The organism is Nitrospirillum bahiense (assembly GCF_007828025.1).
GTDB lineage: Bacteria > Pseudomonadota > Alphaproteobacteria > Azospirillales > Azospirillaceae > Nitrospirillum > Nitrospirillum amazonense.
On sequence record NZ_VITO01000005.1, the window covers coordinates 299,440 to 320,555 of the forward strand.

Sequence of the window (21,116 nt, forward strand, 5' to 3'; positions counted from 1 at the left end):
ATCCCGCCAGCCCCTCCTACACCCATGATGCTGAATGCATCCTGACCACTTGGTCAATCAGTATTGAACGCACATAACCGAATGGTCAGACAATCTTGTATATGACACAGGATGGCGAGTACGGGTGGCCGCGCGTTTGCGCTGCAACATTTACAGGAAATCCCGTATCATCAGCGTGGCCGACAGTAGTTAACATACCGTTAAATACTTGGCCGTCCGGCGGCGGTCGGCAGCCATGGCGGCGACGGTGCACCTGTGGCATCGGCGCCGCAGCAGGCCAGCCATCCGCCGGGCGCCGGTGCCCAACCCTTTCCCCTCCGCACCAGGGAAGTGATATGGTCCGCGCCGATCGATGGGTGCCGACCAAAGTATTGATGGGGACCGTAAGGCCGATGGCCGATAAGCAGCGACTGTTCATCACCGGGGCGACGGGATTCGTCGGCGCGGCCGTGGCCCGTGTGGCCTTGGCGCGGGGCCACGACGTCACCGTGCTGAAGCGCGCGGCGACGCCACCGACCAACCTGGCCGGCCTGGACGTGCGGGTGGTGGAAGGCGACCTGAACGACCCGGACAGCCTGGCACGCGGCATGGACGGGGCGGACGCCCTGCTGCATGTGGCGGCCGACTACCGCCTGTGGGCGCCCAACCCGGAAGAGATCGTCCAGAACAACCTGCGCGGCACCCGCGCCATCATGGAACTGGCGGTGCGCCACCGCCTGAAGCGGGTGGTCTACACCAGCAGCGTGGCCGTGCTGGCCCCCCGCACCGACGGGGTAGCCGTGGACGAACGCGCGGTGATGACGCCGGACGCCGCCATCGGCGCCTACAAGCGCAGCAAGATCCTGGCGGAACAGGCGGTGCTGGACATGGTGGCCAAGGATGGCCTGCCGGCTGTTATCGTCAACCCGTCAACCCCCATCGGCCCCCGTGACCTGCGCCCCACCCCCACCGGCCGCATCATCGTCGAGGCCGCGACCGGCAAGATGCCGGCCTTCGTCGACACCGGCCTGAACCTGGTGCATGTGGACGATGTGGCCGAGGGCCATCTGCTGGCCTTCGAGAAGGGCCGGGTGGGCGAACGCTACATCCTGGGCGGCCAGGACGTCTCCTTGCAGCAAATGCTGGCTGACATCGCCCGGCTGGTGGGCCGCAAGCCACCCACGGTGGCGGTGCCGCGCGGCCTGATCCTGCCCATCGCCGTGGTGGCGGAAGCGGTGGCCAAGGTGACGAAGCGCGAGCCGTTCGTGACCGTGGACGGCCTGCGCATGTCCAAATACCGCATGTTCTTCTCCTCGGCCAAGGCCGAGGCCGAGTTGGGCTATACCGCCCGGCCCTACGGCCAGGCCCTGGCCGACGCCCTCACCTGGTTCAAGACCGCGGGGTACCTTGCATGAGCCTGATCTTCCTCATTGGCCTCATCAGCCTGGCGATCTGGGTGGTCCTGGTCTTCGCCCGCGGCCAGTTCTGGCTGGGGCTGGAACGGGACGACATGGCGGTGGTGCCGGCCAACAGGCCGGGAGACCTGCCCAGCGGCCCAGCTCATGGCCATGGCGGGCTGGAGGGCGGCTGGCCTTCTGTCACCGCCATCATCCCCGCCCGCAACGAGGCTGACGGCATCGCCCAGGTGATCGCGTCCCTGGGCGCGCAGGATTACCCCGGCGCCCTGAACATCGTGCTGGTCGACGACGGCAGCGACGACGGCACGGCCGACCTGGCCCGCCACGCCGCCGAGTCCTCAGGCTCCACCGCCGCGCTGACGGTGCTGACGGGGGCGGAACTGGCGCCGGGCTGGACGGGCAAGCTGTGGGCCGTGCGCCAGGGCATCGCGCACGCGCAGGAGGGCGACTTTCCGCCCGACTACCTGTGGCTGACCGACGCCGACATTGCCTACGCCCCCGACACGCTGACCCGCTTGGTGACCCGCGCCCAGACGGAGAAGCGCGTGCTGGTCAGCCTGATGGCCAAGCTGCGCTGCCAGAGCTGGGCGGAGCGGGCCTTCATCCCGGCCTTCATCTATTTCTTCCAGATGCTGTACCCCTTCGGCCGGGTGAACGACAGCGGATCCACCGTGGCGGCGGCGGCCGGCGGCTGCATGCTGGTGGACCGCCAGGCGCTGGCGCGCGCCGGCGGCATCGACAGCATCCGCGACGCCCTGATCGACGACTGCGCCCTGGGGCGCCGCCTGAAGACGCAAGGGTCCATCTGGCTGGGCCTCAGCGACCGCGCCGTCAGCCTGCGCGCCTATGACAAGGTGGACGACATCCGCCGCATGGTCATCCGCAGCGCCTACGCGCAGCTGAACTATTCCCCGGCGCTGCTGGCGGGCACCGTGCTGGGCATGCTGCTGACCTATGTAGCGCCCGTGCTGCTGGCCCTGTTCAACCGGGAGGCGGCGGGCATCTTCGGCGCGCTCGCCGTCGGCCTCATGCTGGCCAGCTTCGCCCCCATCCAGGTGTTCTATCGCCTGTCGCCTATGCGGGCCGTCACCTTGCCGCTGATCGGTATCGTCTATACCGTGTGGACCGTGGACAGCGCGATCCAGCATTGGATGGGCCGTGGCGGCATGTGGAAAGGGCGCGCCCAAGCCCAGCATGTGCATCCTGTCCAGGTCAGCCAAGGCCAAGCGGTGACGGGTCAGCAGCCGGGCCAGAACGGAACCCCTACCCCATGACGGCAGCCAACCACCGCACCGGCAAAGGCCATAAGGACGAGAACTTCCCCGTCGCCTCGCTGATCATCCGCCGGGACGCCCGGGCGCCGGTCATGGCCTATTACGCCTTCGCCCGCGTGGCCGACGACGTGTCGGACAGCCCCATGCTGGCGCCGGACATGAAGCTGAAGCTGCTGGACGCCATGGGCGCCAGCCTGCGCGGCGAGCGCGAGAACGAGCCGGAGGCCGTAGCCCTGCGCGAGGTCTTGCGCGAGCGTGGCCTGCCCGACCAGCACGCCCACGACCTGCTGACCGCCTTCCGCCGCGACGTCACCCAGCTGCGCTACACCGACTGGGACGACCTGATGGACTATTGCCGGTACTCCGCCATGCCGGTGGGCCGCTACGTCCTGGACGTACATGGGGAGAGCCGCGACACCTGGCCGGCGTCGGACGCCCTGTGCGCCGCCCTGCAGGTCATCAACCACCTGCAGGACTGCGGCAAGGACAAGCGGGCGCTGGACCGCGTCTACATCCCCCTGCCCCTGCTGATCGCGGGTGACCTGACGCCCGACGTGCTGCTGGAGCCGGCGGCGCCGCCGGCCTTGCTGGACATCATCCATCATCTGGCCAAGCGCACCGACGCCCTGCTGGACCAGGCGGAGCCGCTGGCCGCCCAGGTGAAGGATCTGCGGCTGGCCATCGAGGTCGCCATCATCCAGCGCCTAGCCCGCCGCCTGGTGCGCCTGTTGCTGATCCGCGACCCGCTGTCCGACCGGGTGCACCTGACCAAGATGGAAACGCTGTGCACCGCCGCCGGCGCCGCCCTGTCCACCCTGTGGCAGCGCGTGACCGGCGGCGGCACCCGCGCCGTGCCGGCGGGGAAAAAGCCATGAGCCTGGCCGCCGAGATGACCGAAACCACAGCTCAGAACGAGACCGCGGCCAAGTCCGCCAGCGGCAGCTCGTTCTACACCGCCATGCGCGTGCTGCCCCCGGCGGAACGCGATGCCATGTTCCACATCTACGCCTTCTGCCGGGCGGTGGATGACATCGCCGATGGCGACGACCCGACCGTGGCATCTACCAAGGCGGCGCGGCGCGAGGCCTTGGACAAATGGCGCCGCGACATCGCCGCCGTGTGTGAGGGCAAGGGTCCCGCCAGCCTGGCCGGACTGCAGGCCGCCACCGTGCGCTTCGGCCTGCGCCATGACGATTTCCTCGCCATCATCGACGGCATGCAGATGGACCTGGACGCCGATATCCAGGCGCCGGACATGGCCACCTTGGATCTGTACTGCGACCGGGTGGCCAGCGCCGTGGGCCGCCTGTCCGTCCGCGTCTTCGGCATGCCGGAGGACAGCGGCATCGCCCTGTCCCACCATCTGGGCCGCGCCCTGCAGCTGACCAACGTGCTGCGCGACGTGGATGAGGATGCGGCGATCAACCGGCTGTATCTGCCGGCCGAGCTGCTGCGCAAGCACGGCATCACCGCGACCGACCCCAGCACCGTGGTGGCCGACCCGCGCATCGACGGCGTGGCGCGCGACCTGGCGGTGCGGGCCGCCGAGCATTTTCGCGAGGCCGACCGCCTGCTGGCGGCCGCCCCCCGCCGCGCCGCCCGGGCCCCGCGCCTGATGCGGGACGTCTATAAGGTGTACCTGGACCGCCTGTTGGTGCGCGGCTGGACCGGGTCCCGCCCCAAGGTCCGCATCGCCAAGCCCCACCTGCTGTGGATCGTGCTGAAGGCGTTCCTGTTCTGATGACTACCCCCCTTCCTTCCCCCGGGGCTTCCTTCCCCGGGCCCACCGTGCATGTCGTCGGCGCCGGCCTGGCCGGCCTGGCCGCCGCCGTGCGCCTGACCCAGGCCGGGCGCCACGTGCGCCTGTATGAGGCGGCGGCCCAGGCCGGCGGCCGCTGCCGCTCGTATGATGAGCCCAACCTGGGCATCCGCATCGACAACGGCAGCCACCTGATGGTCAGCGGCAATCACGCCGCCATGGCCTATTTGCGCGCCACGCACGGGCCTGGCCGGGAACCGGCACTGGAAAAGGTGGAATACCGGTTCTGGGACGGCGCCACCGGCCGGCGCTGGCAGGTGCGGCCCAACGACGGCAAGCTGCCGTGGTGGGCCCTGGTGCCCTCGCGCCGCGTGCCGGGCACCAAGGCCAGCGACTACCTGGCCGGGTGGAAGCTGATGCGGGCCGATCCGCTGGCCCCCATCGGTGAAGTGCTGGCCTGTTCCGGCCCCGCCTGGGACACCTTCTTCCGCCCGGTCCTGCTGGCGGCGCTCAATACCGAGCCGGAGCAGTCGGCTGCGGGCCTGGCCGGCGCCATCATCCGCGAGACGCTGGCCCAGGGCGGTGCTGCCTACCAGCCCTTGCTGGCCAGCGGCGGCCTGTCGCCCGTCTTCGTCGACCCGGCACTGGAGTGGCTGGCGGCGCAGGGGGCGGAGATCGTGTGGCGCCGCCGCCTGCGTGCCCTCACCCGTGTGGACCAGCGGGTCACCGCTCTTGATTTCGGCGCCGAAACGATTGAGCTGAAGCCAGAGGACCGGGTAGTGCTGGCGGTGCCGGCCTGGGTGGCGGCCGACTTGTTGCCCGGCCTGACGACGCCGACGGAACACCGCTCCATCCTGAACGTTCATTTCCGCCTGGACCGGCCGGCGGGCATGCCCCGGATGACGGGCATGATCAACACCGTTGGCGAATGGGCCTTCGCTTATGACGACCATGTGTCCGTCACCGTCAGCGGCGCCGACCGCTTGATGGAGTCGGACCGTGAAGAGACCGCGCGCACCATTTGGGGTGAGATCGCGGCCCTTGCCAACCTTGATCCCACCACGTCGCTGCCCCCGTGGCAGGTGGTGAAGGAGAAACGGGCCACCTTTGCCGCACTGCCAGAACAGGCAAAGCGTCGCCCGAATGCAACGGCCGCCGGAAAAAACCTTGCGTTGGCAGGGGATTGGACCGCTACCGGATTGCCATCCACCATCGAAGGCGCCATACGTTCAGGATTCACTGCTGCGGATGCGGTCCTGACCGCACGGTGAGCCGCCTGAGCATTTCAGGCATGAGGTTGAGGTGTGCGCTGGCGCACAGCCCGGCTTGGCGTTTGTTGAATCATCCCGCTTCAGGTTAAGTCGCGTTTCTAGAGGTCGCTTGGTCATGGATGTTCGTATGGAAGCCGATTTCGTCGGCACCGGCGCCGCTTCGGCCCGCGTCAACGAAGGGGTGCTGCAGCAGTCGATCGACCGCGCGGCCCGCGTCCTGATGGACCGCCAGGCGGCCGACGGCCACTGGGTGTTCGACCTGGAGGCGGACGCCACCATTCCCGCCGAATACATTCTGCTGAGGCACCACCTGGGTGAGGAGCCGGATCCGAAGATCGCGCGCCGCATCGGCAACTACCTGCGCCGCATCCAGGGCAGCCATGGCGGCTGGCCCCTGTTCCACAACGGCGCGTTCAACATCAGCGCCAGCGTAAAGGCCTACTTCGCGCTGAAGGCCATCGGCGACGACATCGACGCGCCGCACATGGCCCGCGCCCGCCAGGCCATCCGCGACAACGGCGGGGCTGCCGCCAGCAACGTCTTCACCCGCATCATGCTGGCGCAGTTCGGCGCCGTGCCGTGGACCGCCGTGCCGGTGATGCCGGTGGAAATCATGCTGCTGCCCAAGTGGTTTCCCTTCCACCTGACCAAGATCAGCTATTGGGCGCGCACGGTCATCGTGCCGCTGCTGGTCCTGATGGCGCTGAAATCCAAGGCCAAGAACCCGTGCAACCTGCGCATCGATGAGCTGTTCCTGGTTCCGGCCGATCAGGTGAAGTCCTGGCCCAAGGCGCCGCACGTGAAGAAGCCGTGGGGCGAAATCTTCGGCGTCATCGATCGCGTGCTGCGCCTGGCCCAGCCCTACTTCCCCAAGAAGAGCCGTGACAAGGCCGTCGAGAAGGCGGTGGCCTTCGTGCGGGAACGCCTGAACGGAGAGGATGGCCTGGGCGCCATCTACCCCGCCATGGCCAACACCGTCATGATGTTCGACCTGCTGGGCTGGTCGCCCAAGCATCCCGAGGTCGCGACCGCCCGTTACGCCATCGAGAAGCTGCTGGTGATCGACGAGGCGCGGGACGAGGCCTTCTGCCAGCCCTGCGTCAGCCCCGTGTGGGACACCAGCCTGCTGTGCCATGCCATGCTGGAAGTGGGCACGGAAGAGGCGCTGGCCCGCACCGGCCAGGCCTTGGAATGGCTGAAGGGTGAGCAGGTGCTGGACGTGAAGGGCGACTGGGCCGACCAGCGCCCCAACGTCCGCCCCGGTGGCTGGGCCTTCCAGTACGGCAACGACCATTATCCCGACCTGGACGACACCGCCGTGGTGGTGATGGCCTTCAACCGTGCCCAGCCGCAGCTGGTCGCGGCCGGCCTGCCCGCCGACTACGACATGACGGTGGCGCGCGGCGCCGAATGGGTGGAAGGCCTGCAGAGCCGCAATGGCGGCTGGGGGGCGTTCGACGCCGACAACACCCACTACTACCTGAACTACATCCCCTTCTCCGACCATGGCGCCCTGCTGGATCCGCCGACCTCCGACGTCACCGGCCGCTGCCTGGGCATGATGGCCCAGCTGGGCGCCGCCAAGGACGGCAAGGCCATGCGGGAAGGCGTCGATTACCTGCTGAAGGAGCAGGAGAAGGACGGCAGCTGGTTCGGCCGCTGGGGCGTCAATTACATCTATGGCACCTGGTCCGCTCTGAACGGCCTGAACGCCGCCGGCCTGTCGCCCGACCACCCCGCCATGAAGCGGGCGGTGGACTGGCTGGTGCAGATCCAGAACCCCGATGGCGGCTGGGGCGAGGATTGCGAGAGCTACGCCCTGGATTACAGCGGCTACCAGCCCTTCCCCTCCACCGCCTCGCAGACCGCGTGGGCCCTGCTGGGCCTGATGGCGGCCGGTGCCGTGGAGCATCCGGCCGTGGCGCGCGGCATCGACTGGCTGACGCGGAACCAGGGCGAGGATGGCCTGTGGAAGGAAGAGTACTACAGCGGCGGCGGCTTCCCCCGCATCTTCTACCTGCGCTACCACGGCTATTCGAAGTATTTCCCGCTATGGGCCATGGCGCGCTACCGCAACCTGTCCAACAGCAACAGCAAGCTGGTCAGCGTTGGCCTGTGACGAAAAGGACGCCTGTAAAAGGCCCTTTTTAAAACTGTAAATCGCCGCGACTGCGGGTAATAAAGACGCCTGGAAGGTCAGCCTTCCAGGCGTTTTGTTTTTGGTGTTCGGGAAATGGTCATGGTCCAGGCTCAGCGGCGCGTCGTGGCGCGCCCCATCATCGTCGTCACCGGCTTGAAGCGGGAGGCGGCCATCGCCCACGGGCGCGGCTGGTTGCCGCTGGTCAGCGCGGGCGATCTTGAGCGGACGGAGCGGGAACTGACGGCGCATGCCCCCGGCGCCTGCGGCTTCCTCAGCTTCGGCCTGGCCGGCGGCCTGCAGCCCGGGCTGGAACCCGGTACTCTGGTCGTCGCCAACCGCATCGTCACCGACGGCGGCGACTTCCTGCCCGATCCCGACTGGACGGCGGGACTGGCCGACGCGCTGCCCCGGGCCATGGTGGCGCCGGTGGCGGGGCAGGAATGCATCATCAACACGGTGGCGGGCAAACAAGCCCTGTACGCGGCCACGGGGGCGGCGGTGGTCGACACCGAATCCCAGATTGCGGCCCGGGTGGGCGCCCGCTTCGGCGTGCCGGTGGCGGTGCTGCGCGCCGTGTGCGACCCGGCCCACATGACCCTGCCGCCGGCGGCGACTGCCCCCCTAAAACACAACGGGACGCCGGACCCGTTCCGGATCCTGGCGTCCCTGTGGCGTCAACCGGGCCAGATCCCGCAACTGTTGCGGCTGGCCCGGGATTCCGAGGCGGCGTTTAAGGCCTTACTCGGCGGCTTTGCTGGCGTCGCGCGCGCGGATGTCAGCCAGCGCCTTCTCGACATGGCGTGAGAAGACGAACTCGGCCGGGCGCTGGTTGGCCAGGCTGATTTCCGGCGCCATGTCGCCACTGGTCTTCACGCCGCGCAGGCCGACCCAGGCGGCCTTCAGCGGGTTGGCCAGGGTGTCGGTGACGGCGGTCGCCTCATACCCGCAATGGACCATGCAGTCGGCGCACTTCTCGTAGTTGCCGGTGCCGTACTTGTCCCACTCCGTCTCCTCCATCAGCTCCTTGAAGGTCTTGGCATAGCCTTCGCCCAGGAGGTAGCAGGGACGCTGCCAGCCGAAATAGGTGCGGCAGGGGTTGCCCCACGGGGTGCAGTGGTATTCCTGGTTGCCGGCCAGGAAGTCCAGGAACATGGTCGACTGGTTGAACCGCCAGTTCTTGCCACCGTTGCCGCGCTTGAAGACTTCGCGGAACAGGTTCTTGGTGGCCGTGCGGTTCAGGAAATGCTGCTGATCGGGCGCGCGCTCATAGGCGTAGCCCGGCGAGACGGTGATGCCCTCCACCCCCATCTCCATGACGCTGTCGAAGAAGCGCGCCACGCGCTCCGGATCGGCGTCGTTGAAGAAGGTGCAGTTGATGCTGACGCGGAAGCCGCGATCCTTCGCCGCCTTGATGGCCGCGACGGCGCGGTCGTAGGTGCCCTTCTGGCAGACCGACTTGTCGTGCGCCTCGCGGTCGCCGTCCAGATGCACCGACCAGGTGAAGTACGGGCTGGGCTTGAACAGGTCCAGCTTCTTTTCCATCAGCAGCGCGTTGGTGCAGAGGATGGCGTACTTCTTCTTCGCGATGATGCCTTCGACCATCTGGTCGATTTCTTTGTGCAGCAGCGGTTCGCCGCCGGCGATCACCACCACGGGCGCGCCGCACTCGTCCACCGCCGACAGGCAATCCTCCAGCGGCAGGCGCTGGTTCAGGATCTCATCCGGGTAGTCGATCTTGCCGCAGCCGGCACAGGCCAGGTTGCACCGGAACAGCGGTTCCAGCATGAGGACCAAGGGATAGCGCTTCACGCCCGTCAGCCGCTTCTTGAGAAGATACGAGCCGATACGGACGACCTGATGCAGCGGAATACCCATGCCTTCAATCTCCTTGAACCCCTGCGCCATTAACCGCGGCGGCGCGGGTTGAAACATTTTGTCTACCGAATTGGCGGGCAAAAGACCACCAACCGGCGTGCGCGTCAGGCCAGCGTTTCCGGCAGGCGGAATTGAACGTCTTCCACGATGCCCGGCAATGTCGACAATTCGATGGGCCCCAGGCGCCGCAGCGCCGCAATCACACCGTCCACCAGTACTTCCGGCGCCGAGGCGCCGGCTGTGACGCCCACCACACCGCATCCCGTCAGCCAGGCGGGGTCGATGGCGCGCTCGTCAGGGACAAGGTAACTGGGCACGCCCAGTTCCTCACCAATTTCCCGCAGGCGGTTGGAATTTGAACTGTTTGCCGACCCAACTACCAGGATAAGATCGGCCACCTCGGCCAGTTCCCGTACCGCGGCCTGCCGATTCTGCGTGGCGTAGCAGATGTCCTTGGTCTCAGGACCCAGAATATCGACGAATCGGTGCTTAAGCGCCGCGATCACCGACCGCGTGTCATCCACGCTGAGCGTCGTCTGCGTCACATAGGCGACCGGCGTCTCCGCCGCCAGGGGCAAGGCCTCCACGTCATCGACACTGGACACCAGATATGTATCGCCCGGTATCTGGCCAAGGGTGCCTTCCACCTCGGCGTGGCCGGCATGGCCGATGAGGATGACGGTCCGGCCCTGCATCACGTAGCGCTTGCCCTCCGCATGCACCTTGGACACCAGCGGGCAGGTGGCGTCGATGACGCGCAGCTCACGCGCCTCCGCCTCCGCCTCCACGGCGCGCGATACGCCGTGGGCGCTGAATATGGTCAGGGCGCCGGCCGGCACCTCCGACAAATGCTCGACGAACCGGGCCCCCTTGGCCCGCAACCCTTCGACCACGTGCTGGTTATGGACGATCTCATGCCGCACATAAACGGGTGCGCCGTGGCGTTCCAGCGCCCGTTCGACGATGTCGATGGCGCGGATCACTCCGGCGCAGAAGCCCCGCGGCTGGGCGAGAACTACCTGCATTGCGGAAACCCCTGGAAGGACACCCCAAGTCCATCGTCCGCAACGGACCCGCCGGGGCACCCCACTTGAACATGTTAGCGATACCAACTGTCCCCCGCCGGACAGGGTCCGCCAGGTCCATATTGGCTACGGATGGTAAAACCGACCCCCCGCCTCGATCGAACACCGGCGATAGATACCCGTGCCAATCGAATCCGCCACCGCCCTATGGTCAGGCCAGACTTGCACAAAATTTAACGCGTGCCAATGCGCGGCGATTGCTTGAGCGATCTGCGCTTCACGTGTGGCATCGCGGCAACGGGGGGCCTAGACCTTCGCTAACGGCATCTTTAGTGGACAGAAAACGCAAACATCTTCCGACGGGAAGGCTATACGGGGGTCTTCGGCCCATTTGCCCCGTGATGGCGGATGGGTCGACGACGCATATGCAACAAAACGTCACGCGTGGCGCAACCTCCACAGCCCCAAATGCGACCCAGATGCGCTATGCATGACGCTTGATCTCCGTCGCCACAGCCGGGACGATGACGGAAAGAATTGACATAGACGCTGTCGCGCCCGACACCGGCCCGATAGAACGTCGCCTGACGCATGCGGACCGGCCCCGGCAGCGGCCCGTCCGCCCCGGCCCGACGGTCCCGCCCCTTCGAACGCGGGCGGCCGCCGGGCACGCCCCTGTTTTCGTGGTTCCCAGAGGAGAACACCCCCCGTGTCGACCGTACGGCCCCCCGTTTCCCGCCCCACCCGCCGCCCTTTCCTGGTCCTGGGCCTGATGGCCCTGGCGGGTACCGCGCTGGCGCCCCTGCTGGTCCCGGCGGCGGCCCAGGCCCACGCCATCGTCATCGACAGCAATCCCAAGGTGAATGACACGCTGGGCGTGGGCGGCAACGTCCTGAAGGTGCATTTCAACAGCCGAATCGACCGCGCCCGGTCCAAGCTGACCGTCATCGCCGCCGACAAGACCGAGGTGCCGGTGACCATGTCCGAAAGCCCGGATGACGAGACGCTGACGGGCCAGGTCACCCTGCCCTTCGCCGGCAGCTACAAGCTGCGCTGGCAGGTGCTGGCCGTGGACGGGCATACCACCCGCGGCGACATCCCGTTCACCGTGACCCAGCCGTAATCGGGGCCTGCCGCACGTGGATACCCTTGTCGATATCTTCGGTTACCTGACCGTCGTCTTGAACGGCATCAACCTGGTGGCCATGACCATGGCCTTCGGCAGCGTGCTGTTCCTGACCTGCCTGGCCCTGCCGCTGGCGGCCCAGTTGAAGCTGTCCGCCGACGCGGTGGCCGAGGCCGGTGCGCGTTATGCCCGCTGGGGCGGCATCGCCACGGCCATCGCCACCCTGTCCTCGCTGACGCTGAACGCCCTGGTGCTGTCCGGCACGCTGGAAATGCCGGTGCTGCAGGTGGCCGGCGCCTTCTTCATCGAGGCGGGCATCGTCCAGGTCCTGGCGGCCATCGCCATCGTGGTGGTGGCGCGCGGCCATATGACCCGCCCGCGCGTCGCCGTGCTGACGGCCCTGGCCCTGCTGATGCTGGTCGCCTCATTGGCCACCAGCCACGCCGCCGCCCGCCCGGGTGAGCGCGTGTGGATGCTGCTGGCCACCTTCTCGCACATCCTGGGCGCCGGCCTGTGGCTGGGCGGCCTGCCGGCCTTCCTGTCGTCGCTGGGCCAAGCCCAGTCGCGCGATGAGGGTGCCGCCATTGGCCAGCGCTACAGCCTGATGTCCATCACCGGCGTCATCCTGATCGTGCTGGGCGCCATCGGCATCAGCATCGGTTTCATCGGCGGGCTGCAGGGCTTCTACGGCACGGCCTACGGCGCCATGGCGGCGACCAAGGGCGTCATGCTGGGCATCCTGCTGCTGCTGGGCCTGGGCAACTTCCGCACCATCCGCCGCTTCGCCGCCGGCCAGGGCGAAAGCCTGACCCGCGTGCGCCGTTTCGTGGAAATCGAGATCGCCTTCGCCATCGCCATTCTGCTGGCGGCCGGCTCCATCACCTCGCAGCCGCCGGCCAGCGACCTGACGGACGACCGCGCCACCTGGGCCGAGGTGGTGGAGCGCATGACACCTATCATCCCGCCGCGCCTGGAAAGCCCCAGCCACGACAGCCTGGCCATCCCGGCCCTACAGGAGAAGCTGGATCAGGAATGGCGGAACCAGCAGGCCAGCAACCGCCCGCAGGCCTTCGTGCCCGGCGCCGGTGAGCTGCCGCCCCGCAACGCCGACGACATCGCCTGGTCGGAATACAACCACCACTGGGCGGGCCTGGTGGTGCTGCTGGTGGGCCTGTTCGCCCTGCTGGAGCGGGCGGGGGTGCGCTGGGCCAAGCACTGGCCGCTGTTGTTCCTGATCCTGGCGGGCTTCCTGTTCCTGCGGTCGGATCCGGAAACCTGGCCCATGGGCAACGTTGGCTTCTGGGACAGCTTCCGCGATCCGGAGGTGGTGCAGCACCGCATCTTCGTGGTGCTGATCATCGCCTTTACCGTCTTCGAATGGGGTGTGCGCACCGGGCGGTGGAAGAACCAGGCCCTGGCCCTGGTCTTCCCCGTGCTGACCACCGTGGGTGGCGACCTGCTGCTGACCCACAACCACGCCATCAGCAACATCAAGGAACAGCTGCTGATCGAGCTCAGCCACCTGTTCCTGGCGGTGCTGGGCGTGGCGGCGGGTGCGGCCCGCTGGATGCAGATCCGGGGCAGCGGCCGCGACGCCCGCTGGGCCGGCTGGATCTGGCCCACCTGCTTCGTCCTGGTCGGCCTGTTGTTGCTGGCCTACCGCGAGGCCTGATATCAAGGCCTTGGCGTTGATGATCTGGGAACGGGCGCCGGGAGACCGGCGCCCGTTTTCGCATAGGAAGCAAGGAAGCGAACATGGCGCGCGCCGACGGAAAGATGGGCCTTAACGATCGGGTGGCCGCCCTGGTGGCCGCCTGCTGCCGGCGCTGGCAGCTGACCTTGCTGGCCGGCCTGGTGCTGGGGGTGGCGGCCGCCTTCCATGTCGCCACCCACTTCGCCATCGACACCGACGCCGTGAAGCTGCTGTCGCCGCAGCTGACCTGGCGCCAGCGCGAGATCGCCTTCGACAAGCTGTATCCCCAGAAGGTGCAGCAGACCGCCATCGTCGTGGACGGGGTGACGCCGGAACTGGCGGAGCGCGCCGCCCGCATGCTGGCGGACGCCCTGCGCAAGCGCACCGACGTGGTGCGCAACGTCTTCCGCCCCGATGGCGGTCCCTATTTCGACCGCGAAGGCCTGATGCTGCTGCCCACGGAAGAGGTGCAGTCCACCATGCAGTCGCTGATCCAGGCGCAGCCGCTGCTGGGGCCGCTGGCGGCCGACCCGTCGGCGCGCGGCCTGCTGGACACGCTGGGCACCTATCTTCAGGGCGTCAGCTACGGCCAGGCCAAGCTGGAGGATCTTCAGCGCCCCTTCGACGCGCTGTCCGGCACGCTGGAGGCGGCGGCCCAGGGGAAGATGGTGCCCCTGAACTGGCGCGGCCTGGTGTCCGGCCAGCCGCCCAACCCCATGGAACTGCGCCGCTTCATCCTGGTGCAGCCGGTGCTGGACTTCAACGACCTGCAGCCGGGCGCCATGGCGTCCGACGCCATCCGCGCCACCGCCAAGGATTTGGGCCTGACGCCGGAGAACGGCATCCGGGTCCGCCTGACGGGCGAGGTGCCCATGGCGGACGAGGAGTTCGGCACCCTGGGCGAAGGGGCGGCCTTCAACGGCAGCCTGACGGGCATCGCCGTGCTGGTGCTGCTGTGGCTGGCGGTGAAGTCCTTCCGCATGGTGGGCGCCATTCTGCTGACCGTGGTTATCGGCCTGGCCGCCACCGCCGCCTTCGGCCTGATCGCCACCGGCCCGTTCAATCTGCTGTCCATCGCCTTCACCGTGCTGTTCGTGGGCCTGGGCGTGGACTTCGGCATCCAGTTCTCCGTCCGCTATCGCGCCGACCGGCTGGCCCATGATGACCTGGCCCAGGCCCTGACCGCCGCTGGGCGCGGCGTCGGCCGGGGCCTGACCATCGCGGCAGCCGCCACCGCCGCCGGCTTCCTGGCCTTCCTGCCCACCGATTACCGCGGCGTGTCGCAGCTGGGCATCATCGCCGGCGTGGGCATGGGTGTCGCCTTCCTGCTGTCCGTCACCTTCCTGCCGGCCCTGCTGATGCTGCTGCGGCCCAAGGGCGAGCAGGTGGAAGTGGGGTATAAGGCGTTGGCGCCCCTGGACCGCCTGGTGCTGACCCGCCGCCGCTGGGTGCTGGGCGCCGGCGCCGTGCTGGCCGTGGCCTGCGCCGCGCTGCTGCCGCGCCTGTCCTTCGACTTCAACCCGCTGAACCTGCGCAGCCCCAAGACGGAGGCGGTGTCGGTGGTGCTGGAGCTGATGAAGGACCCGCTGTTCACGCCCAACACCATCGACGTGCTGGCCAAGTCGGAGGATGAGGCGCGGGCGCTGGCCGACAAGCTGTCCAAGCTGCCGGAGGTGGCGCAGGCCATCACCCTGGACGACTACATCCCCACCGACCAGGACGCCAAGATGGCGGCCATCTCCGACGCCGCGTCGCTGATCGGCCCCAGCCTCGCGCCCACCGACGTGCGCCCCGCCCCCAGCATCGAGGACGTGCGCCAGTCCATGACCGGCATCGTCGCCGCCCTGGACAAGCTGAACCCCGATGGCACCAGCCCGGCCGGTGCCTCCGCCCTGCGGTTCAAGAAGGCGCTGGAGGGGGCCCTGGCCGCCCCGGCGGAAAAGGTGGTGCCCCTGTTCCAGAAGGCGGTGGAGCCCGGGCTTCAGACCATGCTGGCCCAGGTGAACGACAGCCTGCAGGCCACGCCCGTGACCTTCAAGGACCTGCCGGAGGATCTGAAGCGCGACTGGGTGGCGGCGGACGGGCACGCCCGCATCTCCGTCTTTCCCAAGGGCGACAGCAACGACAACCGGGTGCTGAAGCGCTTCGTGAAGGCGGTGCGGACCATCGCCCCCGACGCCACCGGCACGCCCATCAGCATCCAGGAAAGCAGCGCCACCATCATCCACGCCTTCCTTCAGGCGGGTATACTGGCGGTGATCCTGGTGACCATCCTGCTGGCCGTCACCCTGCGCAACGTGAGCGACGTGCTGAAGACCCTGGCGCCCCTGGCGCTGGCGTCGCTGCTGACCCTGGCCGCCGCCATCCTGGCGGGCAAGCCCATCAATTTCGCCAACATCATCGCCCTGCCCCTGCTGTTCGGCATCGGCACGGCCTTCAACATCTATTATGTCATGGCCTGGCGGCAGGGTCAGACCAACCCGCTGACCTCCAGCCTGACGCGCGCCACCATCCTGTCGGCCCTGACCACCGGCACCGCTTTCGGCAGCCTGTGGACCAGCCACCACCCGGGCACCGCCAGCATGGGCGAGCTGCTGGTGTTCTCGCTGGCCAGCATCCTGGCCACGGCGCTGCTGTTCCTGCCGGCCCTGCTGGGGCCGCCCAAGACGCCGACGGAATAATTTAGGCGAAATAATTTAAGGCGGCGGTGTCGGGCACCACCCCGCTTGGCCGTCCTTGGGGCAGAGGCGCATAGTCGGTTCGCGCCTTTCTCCAGAAAAAGGACGAGGACATGCCCAACATCCGCCCCTTCCTGTGGTTCGACACCCAGGCGGAAGACGCCGCCCGCTTCTACGTCAGCGTCTTCCCCAATTCGCGCATCACCACCATCAGCCATTACGGCGAGGCGGGCCCCCGCCCCGCCGGCCTGGTCATGACCGTGGCGTTCGAGCTGGACGGCAAGCCCTTCATCGCCCTGAACGGCGGCCCCCACTGGAAAATCAACGAGGCCATCTCTTTCGTCATCGACTGCGCCGATCAGGCGGAGGTCGACCGCTATTGGGAGGCGCTGACCGCCGACGGCGGCAAAACCCACGCCTGCGGCTGGCTGACGGACAAGTTCGGCGTCACCTGGCAGGTTGTGCCGTCCGGTTTCATCGAGCTGGTCACCAGCCCCGACCCGGTGACGGCGGCCCGCGCCATGGCCGCCATGCAGCAGATGATCAAGCTGGACATCGGCGCCCTGCGCCAGGCGGTCGAGGGCTGAGCCAAAAGCGAAGGGGCGGCCCTGGTGGACCGCCCCGGCGCCTGGTGGCTGGGTCGTCTCTATAGCAGCGGCCCGAAAGTGCGTTTCGTGCCGCTGTAGCCCGCGACCGCGGGCGCCGAAGATTTCCGGGAAGCCGAAGGCGAACTGGAAATCGAGGACGCGGACGCGGATGCGGGCTCCCTCAGAACAGGTGGCGGAACAGCCAGAACAGGCTGCCGGCCAGGACGATGGAGGCCGGCAGCGTCAGCACCCAGGCCATGGCCATGTTCCGCACCGTGGACCATTGCAGGCCGGAGCCATTGGCCGCCATGGTGCCGGCCACGCCGGACGACAGCACGTGGGTGGTGCTGACGGGCAAGCCGAAGGCGTCGGCGGCGCCGATGGTGGCCATGGCCACCAGCTCGGCCGAGGCGCCCTGGCCGTAGGTCAGGTGTTCCTTGCCGATCTTCTCACCCACCGTCACCACGATGCGCTTCCAGCCCACCATCGTGCCCAGGCCGAGCGCGATGGCCACGCCCACCTTCACCCAGGTGGGGATGAAACGGGTGGCGTGGTCGTAGCGGCCCAGCAGCTCCTTCAGCACCGGCTGGTCGGCGGCGTCGATGGCGGGCGCACCCGACTTCTGGATGATGCGCAGGGCCTCGGCCGACAGATAGATGTCGTTGCGGACGTTGCGCACCTTTTCCTGCGGCACCTGATCCACCGAGCCATAGGCGCGGATCTGGTCGGCGATGCTGGCCGTCAGGTCGTGGATGCCGCCCATGGTGCCGTCATTCGCCTTGTGGGTGCGGACGAAGTCCTCAACCGCGGCGCGGGGATCAGCCGGGGTTTCCTTGACATAGTGGCCCAGCACCTCGCTGGCGCGGTCGAAGGTGGCGATGTAGGCCGGCGTGTCGTGGATGGTGACGGCGCGGTTCAGGGCGTAGGCGGTGGGCACCGTGCCGATCAGGATCAGCATGATCAGGCCCATGCCCTTCTGCCCGTCGTTGGAGCCGTGGGCGAAGCTGACGCCGGAGCAGGTCAGCACCAGCAGGCCGCGGATCCAGGACGGCGGGGCCTTGTTGCCCTCGGGCGCTGTGAACAGCTTCTTGTCCTTGATCAGCGTGCGCATGATGACCAGCAGGGCGGCGGAGCAGAGGAAGCCCACCAGCGGCGACAGGATCAGCGACCAGCCGATCTTGGTGGCCTGGCCCCAGTCGACGCCGCTTGTGGCGGTGCCGGAGGTGGCCATCAATTGGTTCATCAGGCCGACGCCGATGATGGACCCGATCAGGGTGTGGGAGCTGGAGGACGGCAGGCCCAGATACCAGGTGCCCAGGTTCCAGATGATGGCCGCAATCAGCAGCGAGAACACCATGGCGAAGCCGGCGTCGCTGCCCACCTGCAGGATCAGTTCGACCGGCAGCAGCGAGACGATGCCGAAGGCGACGGCGCCGGTGGAGAACAGCACGCCGGCGAAGTTGCACAGGCCTGACCACACCACCGCCACGTTGGCGGGCAGGGAGTGGGTGTAGATCACCGTGGCCACGGCGTTGGCCGTGTCGTGGAAGCCGTTCACGAATTCGAAGCCCAAGGCGATCAGCAGCGCCACCCCCAGCAGCACGAAGGGCAGGACGGAGCGGGTGTCAACCCCGCTGAGGTCGCTGATCAGGTTGACCGCCATGTAGCCCAGGCCCACGGCCATCAGGGCCAGGAACAACAGGGTCCCATAGCGCGCGGCCGGGCCGCCGGAGGTTGCGACGGGGGAATGCACGGCTTCCGTATGCGCCATGGCGCCAGTCCTTCTTGAAAAAGCAGGTCCGGCACCCTACGGCGCGAGTCATGACAACTTTATGTCGCAGCCCCCACCATTTGGTTAATAAATGGCCGATTTGCCTTAACCATAAAGATGTGGGTCTGCTGGCAGGACGCGCCAAACAGGCGCTGGATCAAGGCCTTACCTTGCCACGCCCATAAAAATCCTTTAATCGCTTTGCGCGTCCAAAAGGCGACGGAGATCGCGCAAATCGCGAATATGAAAGCGCGCCCGGCCATCCCAAACGACGCCGGGACGGAGACTCTGGACCGTGGGCATGCCCAGGCTGTTGCCGGCGGCGATTTCCGACTCCGGATTGTCGCCCACCACCAGGGCCTGGGCCGCCGGCACGCCGGACTGATCCAGCAGCATCCGGAACAGCGCGGCCTTGCCGGGGTGCCCCGCCTCGTCGATGGCGTCGATGTGGATGCCCTTCATATGAGGGGCGAGGCCCAGCGCCCGCACCTTGCTCTGCTGCAAGCGGCGAAAGCCGGACGTGACGAGGTAAAGCGGCAGACCCAGCCCGGCCAGCAAGGGCAGATCGCCATAGTCGGCCATGGCGCCCGTCACCTCCAGCCCCGCCGTCGCCGTCCAGGCGGCCTGGTGCATGGCGGGGCTGAAGCCGTGCGTCCGGCTGACCCAATCCAGGGGATGGCGCCAGATGTCGGCGAAGGCGGCATCCAGGGCGTCCGGGGCCAGGGTGCCGCCATTGGCCGCCGTGATGGCGTCGAACACCGGCCGCATGAGCGCCACGCCGATCCCATCGGCCGGGGCCAGGCAGTTATCCAGGTCGAAGATGATGGTCCGGATCATACGGCGACGCTCCCCTGCCGGCGCGGCGGCGAACCGGGTCAGAACAGGTGGCGGAACAGCCAGAACAGGCCGCCGGCCAGGACGATGGAGGCCGGCAGGGTCAGCACCCAGGCCGTGGCCATGTTGCGCACCGTGGACCATTGCAGGCCGGAGCCATTGGCCGCCATGGTGCCGGCCACGCCGGACGACAGCACGTGGGTGGTGCTGACCGGCAAGCCGAAGACGTCGGCGGCACCGATGGTGCCCATGGCCACCAACTGGGCGGAGGCGCCCTGGCCGTAGGTCAGATGCTCCTTGCCGATCTTCTCACCCACGGTCACCACGGTGCGCTTCCAGCCCACCATGGTGCCCAGCCCCAGGGCGATGGCCACACCCACCTTCACCCAGGTGGGGATATAGCGGGTGGCGTGATCGTAACGGCCCAGCAATTCCTTCATCACCGCGCGGTCGTCATCGTCAAGCAGGGGGAAGCCCTGCTTCTGCAGGCGACGCAGCGCTTCGGCCGACAGGTACATGTCGTTGCGCATCTGGCCCTGCGCCACGCCGGACAAGGCGCCGGAGAAGCGCAGCTGGTCGGCGATGCTGGCCGTCAATTCATGCAGCCCGCCCAGGGTGGCGCTGGTCATGGTGCCGCTGCGCACGTAATCCTCCACCACCGCGCGGGGGTCAGCCGGCACACGCTGGGCATGACGGCCCAGCACATCGCTGGCCCGGTCGAAGGTGGCGACATAGGCGGCCGTGTCCGCGGCGGTGATGCCCCGGTTCAGGCCATAGGCGGCCGGCATGGTGCCGATCAGAATCAGCATGATCAGGCCCATGCCCTTCTGCCCGTCATTGGAACCATGGGCGAAACTGACGCCGGAGCAGGTGAGGACCAGTAGGGCGCGTATCCAGGCGGGCGGCGGCTTCCGGCCCTTGGGCGCCTGGAACAGCGCCTTGTCCTTGATCAGGCCCCGCATCAGCATCAGCAGCCCCGCGGCGCAGACGAAGCCCACGATGGGGGAGATCAGCAGCGTCTGAATGATCTTCAGGGCCTGGCCCCAGTCCACGCCGCTGGCCGCGGCACCGGGGGCGGCCATCAGCTGGTTCATGAGGCCGACGCCGATGATGGACCCGATCAGGGTGTGGGAGCTGGAGGACGGCAAGCCAAGGGCCCAGGTGCCCAGGTTCCACAGTACAGCGGAAATCAGCAGGGCGAAGACCATGGCGAAGCCGGCCTCGCTGCCCACCCGCAGGATCAGCTCCACCGGCAGCAGGGACACGATGCCATAGGCCACGGCCCCGGTGGACAGCAGCACACCGGCGAAGTTGCACAGGCCCGACAGCACCACGGCGGCGTGCGCCGGCAGGGAATGGGTGTAGATCACCGTGGCCACGGCGTTGGCCGTATCGTGGAAACCATTCACGAATTCGAAGCCCAAGGCGATCAGCAGCGCCACGCCCAGCAGCACGAAAGGCAGGGCGGACGCCGTGCCCATCCCGCGCAGGTCGGCCGCCACATTGACCACCACATAGCCCAAACCCAGGGCCAGCACCGCCAGCAGCGCCACCGTCCCCAGCCGTGACGCCAGCCCGCCGGATACGGCGGGCAGGGGCGTCAGGGGGGATTCGTCCAGTGACGGCTGAAGGACCTCAAGGTGCGCCATGGATTCAGGCTCCGGTGCGTTAGCCGTTGGCAGCGCA

Annotated in this window: 16 protein-coding genes; 11 read left to right on the top strand and 5 right to left on the bottom strand. The window is 67.8% G+C overall.

The annotated features are described in order from the left end of the window. Positions 1–392 precede the first annotated feature (392 nt). From hpnA to FBZ88_RS09750, 7 genes are all read left to right on the top strand, one after another. A complete protein-coding gene (gene hpnA, locus FBZ88_RS09720) occupies positions 393–1,394 on the top strand; it encodes a hopanoid-associated sugar epimerase (RefSeq protein ID WP_145616614.1) in 1,002 nt (333 codons plus the stop codon). Next, positions 1,391–2,671, top strand: a complete 1,281-nt coding sequence (locus tag FBZ88_RS09725; protein ID WP_145616615.1) for a glycosyltransferase — start codon at positions 1,391–1,393, stop codon at positions 2,669–2,671. Before hpnA ends, FBZ88_RS09725 begins: the two co-directional genes overlap by 4 nt. Then, entirely contained in the window at positions 2,668–3,546 is an 879-nt protein-coding gene (hpnC, locus tag FBZ88_RS09730; protein ID WP_145616616.1) for a squalene synthase HpnC, read from the top strand. Before FBZ88_RS09725 ends, hpnC begins: the two co-directional genes overlap by 4 nt. Next, entirely contained in the window at positions 3,543–4,412 is an 870-nt protein-coding gene (gene hpnD, locus FBZ88_RS09735) for a presqualene diphosphate synthase HpnD (RefSeq protein ID WP_246138591.1), read from the top strand. Before hpnC ends, hpnD begins: the two co-directional genes overlap by 4 nt. Further along, on the top strand, positions 4,412–5,701 hold the full coding sequence (gene hpnE / locus FBZ88_RS09740) for a hydroxysqualene dehydroxylase HpnE (RefSeq protein ID WP_145616617.1): 1,290 nt from the start codon (positions 4,412–4,414) through the stop codon (positions 5,699–5,701). Before hpnD ends, hpnE begins: the two co-directional genes overlap by 1 nt. 127 nt (positions 5,702–5,828) lie before the next feature. Next, positions 5,829–7,820: a squalene--hopene cyclase gene (shc, locus tag FBZ88_RS09745; RefSeq protein ID WP_145616618.1), complete on the top strand. Its 1,992-nt coding sequence runs from the start codon at positions 5,829–5,831 to the stop codon at positions 7,818–7,820. Between the two features lie 120 nt (positions 7,821–7,940). Further along, the gene (locus FBZ88_RS09750; protein WP_186464305.1) at positions 7,941–8,645 is read left to right on the top strand and encodes a phosphorylase family protein; all 705 of its coding nucleotides are present in this window, start codon (positions 7,941–7,943) and stop codon (positions 8,643–8,645) included. Here FBZ88_RS09750 and hpnH read toward each other — a convergent pair. Beyond that, on the bottom strand, positions 8,580–9,716 hold the full coding sequence (hpnH, locus tag FBZ88_RS09755; RefSeq protein ID WP_040850176.1) for an adenosyl-hopene transferase HpnH: 1,137 nt from the start codon (positions 9,714–9,716) through the stop codon (positions 8,580–8,582). The two genes, FBZ88_RS09750 and hpnH, sit on opposite strands and share 66 nt — an antisense overlap. Before the next feature lie 104 nt (positions 9,717–9,820). Continuing rightward, positions 9,821–10,741, bottom strand: coding sequence for a 4-hydroxy-3-methylbut-2-enyl diphosphate reductase (ispH, locus tag FBZ88_RS09760; RefSeq protein WP_145616620.1), 921 nt, complete (start codon positions 10,739–10,741; stop codon positions 9,821–9,823). Between the two features lie 709 nt (positions 10,742–11,450). Between ispH and FBZ88_RS09765 the strand changes: the two genes are divergently transcribed. The 4 genes from FBZ88_RS09765 (at position 11,451) to FBZ88_RS09780 (ending at position 16,825) form a co-directional block, all read left to right on the top strand. Continuing rightward, complete coding sequence (locus FBZ88_RS09765) at positions 11,451–11,864, top strand: copper resistance CopC family protein (RefSeq protein WP_211102591.1); 414 nt, start codon at positions 11,451–11,453, stop codon at positions 11,862–11,864. Between the two features lie 16 nt (positions 11,865–11,880). Beyond that, positions 11,881–13,539, top strand: a complete 1,659-nt coding sequence (locus FBZ88_RS09770; protein WP_145616621.1) for a CopD family protein — start codon at positions 11,881–11,883, stop codon at positions 13,537–13,539. An 83-nt stretch (positions 13,540–13,622) separates the two neighbouring features. Then, on the top strand, positions 13,623–16,241 hold the full coding sequence (locus tag FBZ88_RS09775; RefSeq protein ID WP_211102592.1) for an MMPL family transporter: 2,619 nt from the start codon (positions 13,623–13,625) through the stop codon (positions 16,239–16,241). Between the two features lie 110 nt (positions 16,242–16,351). Then, entirely contained in the window at positions 16,352–16,825 is a 474-nt protein-coding gene (locus tag FBZ88_RS09780; protein ID WP_145616622.1) for a VOC family protein, read from the top strand. Positions 16,826–17,006: 181 nt separating this feature from the next. Here FBZ88_RS09780 and FBZ88_RS09785 read toward each other — a convergent pair whose 3' ends face one another. From FBZ88_RS09785 to FBZ88_RS09795, 3 genes are all read right to left on the bottom strand, one after another. Next, complete coding sequence (locus FBZ88_RS09785) at positions 17,007–18,596, bottom strand: inorganic phosphate transporter (RefSeq protein ID WP_246138592.1); 1,590 nt, start codon at positions 18,594–18,596, stop codon at positions 17,007–17,009. Between the two features lie 192 nt (positions 18,597–18,788). Further along, on the bottom strand, positions 18,789–19,433 hold the full coding sequence (locus FBZ88_RS09790) for an HAD family hydrolase (RefSeq protein ID WP_145616623.1): 645 nt from the start codon (positions 19,431–19,433) through the stop codon (positions 18,789–18,791). Between the two features lie 38 nt (positions 19,434–19,471). Beyond that, complete coding sequence (locus FBZ88_RS09795) at positions 19,472–21,079, bottom strand: inorganic phosphate transporter (RefSeq protein ID WP_145616624.1); 1,608 nt, start codon at positions 21,077–21,079, stop codon at positions 19,472–19,474. Positions 21,080–21,116: the final 37 nt, after the last annotated feature.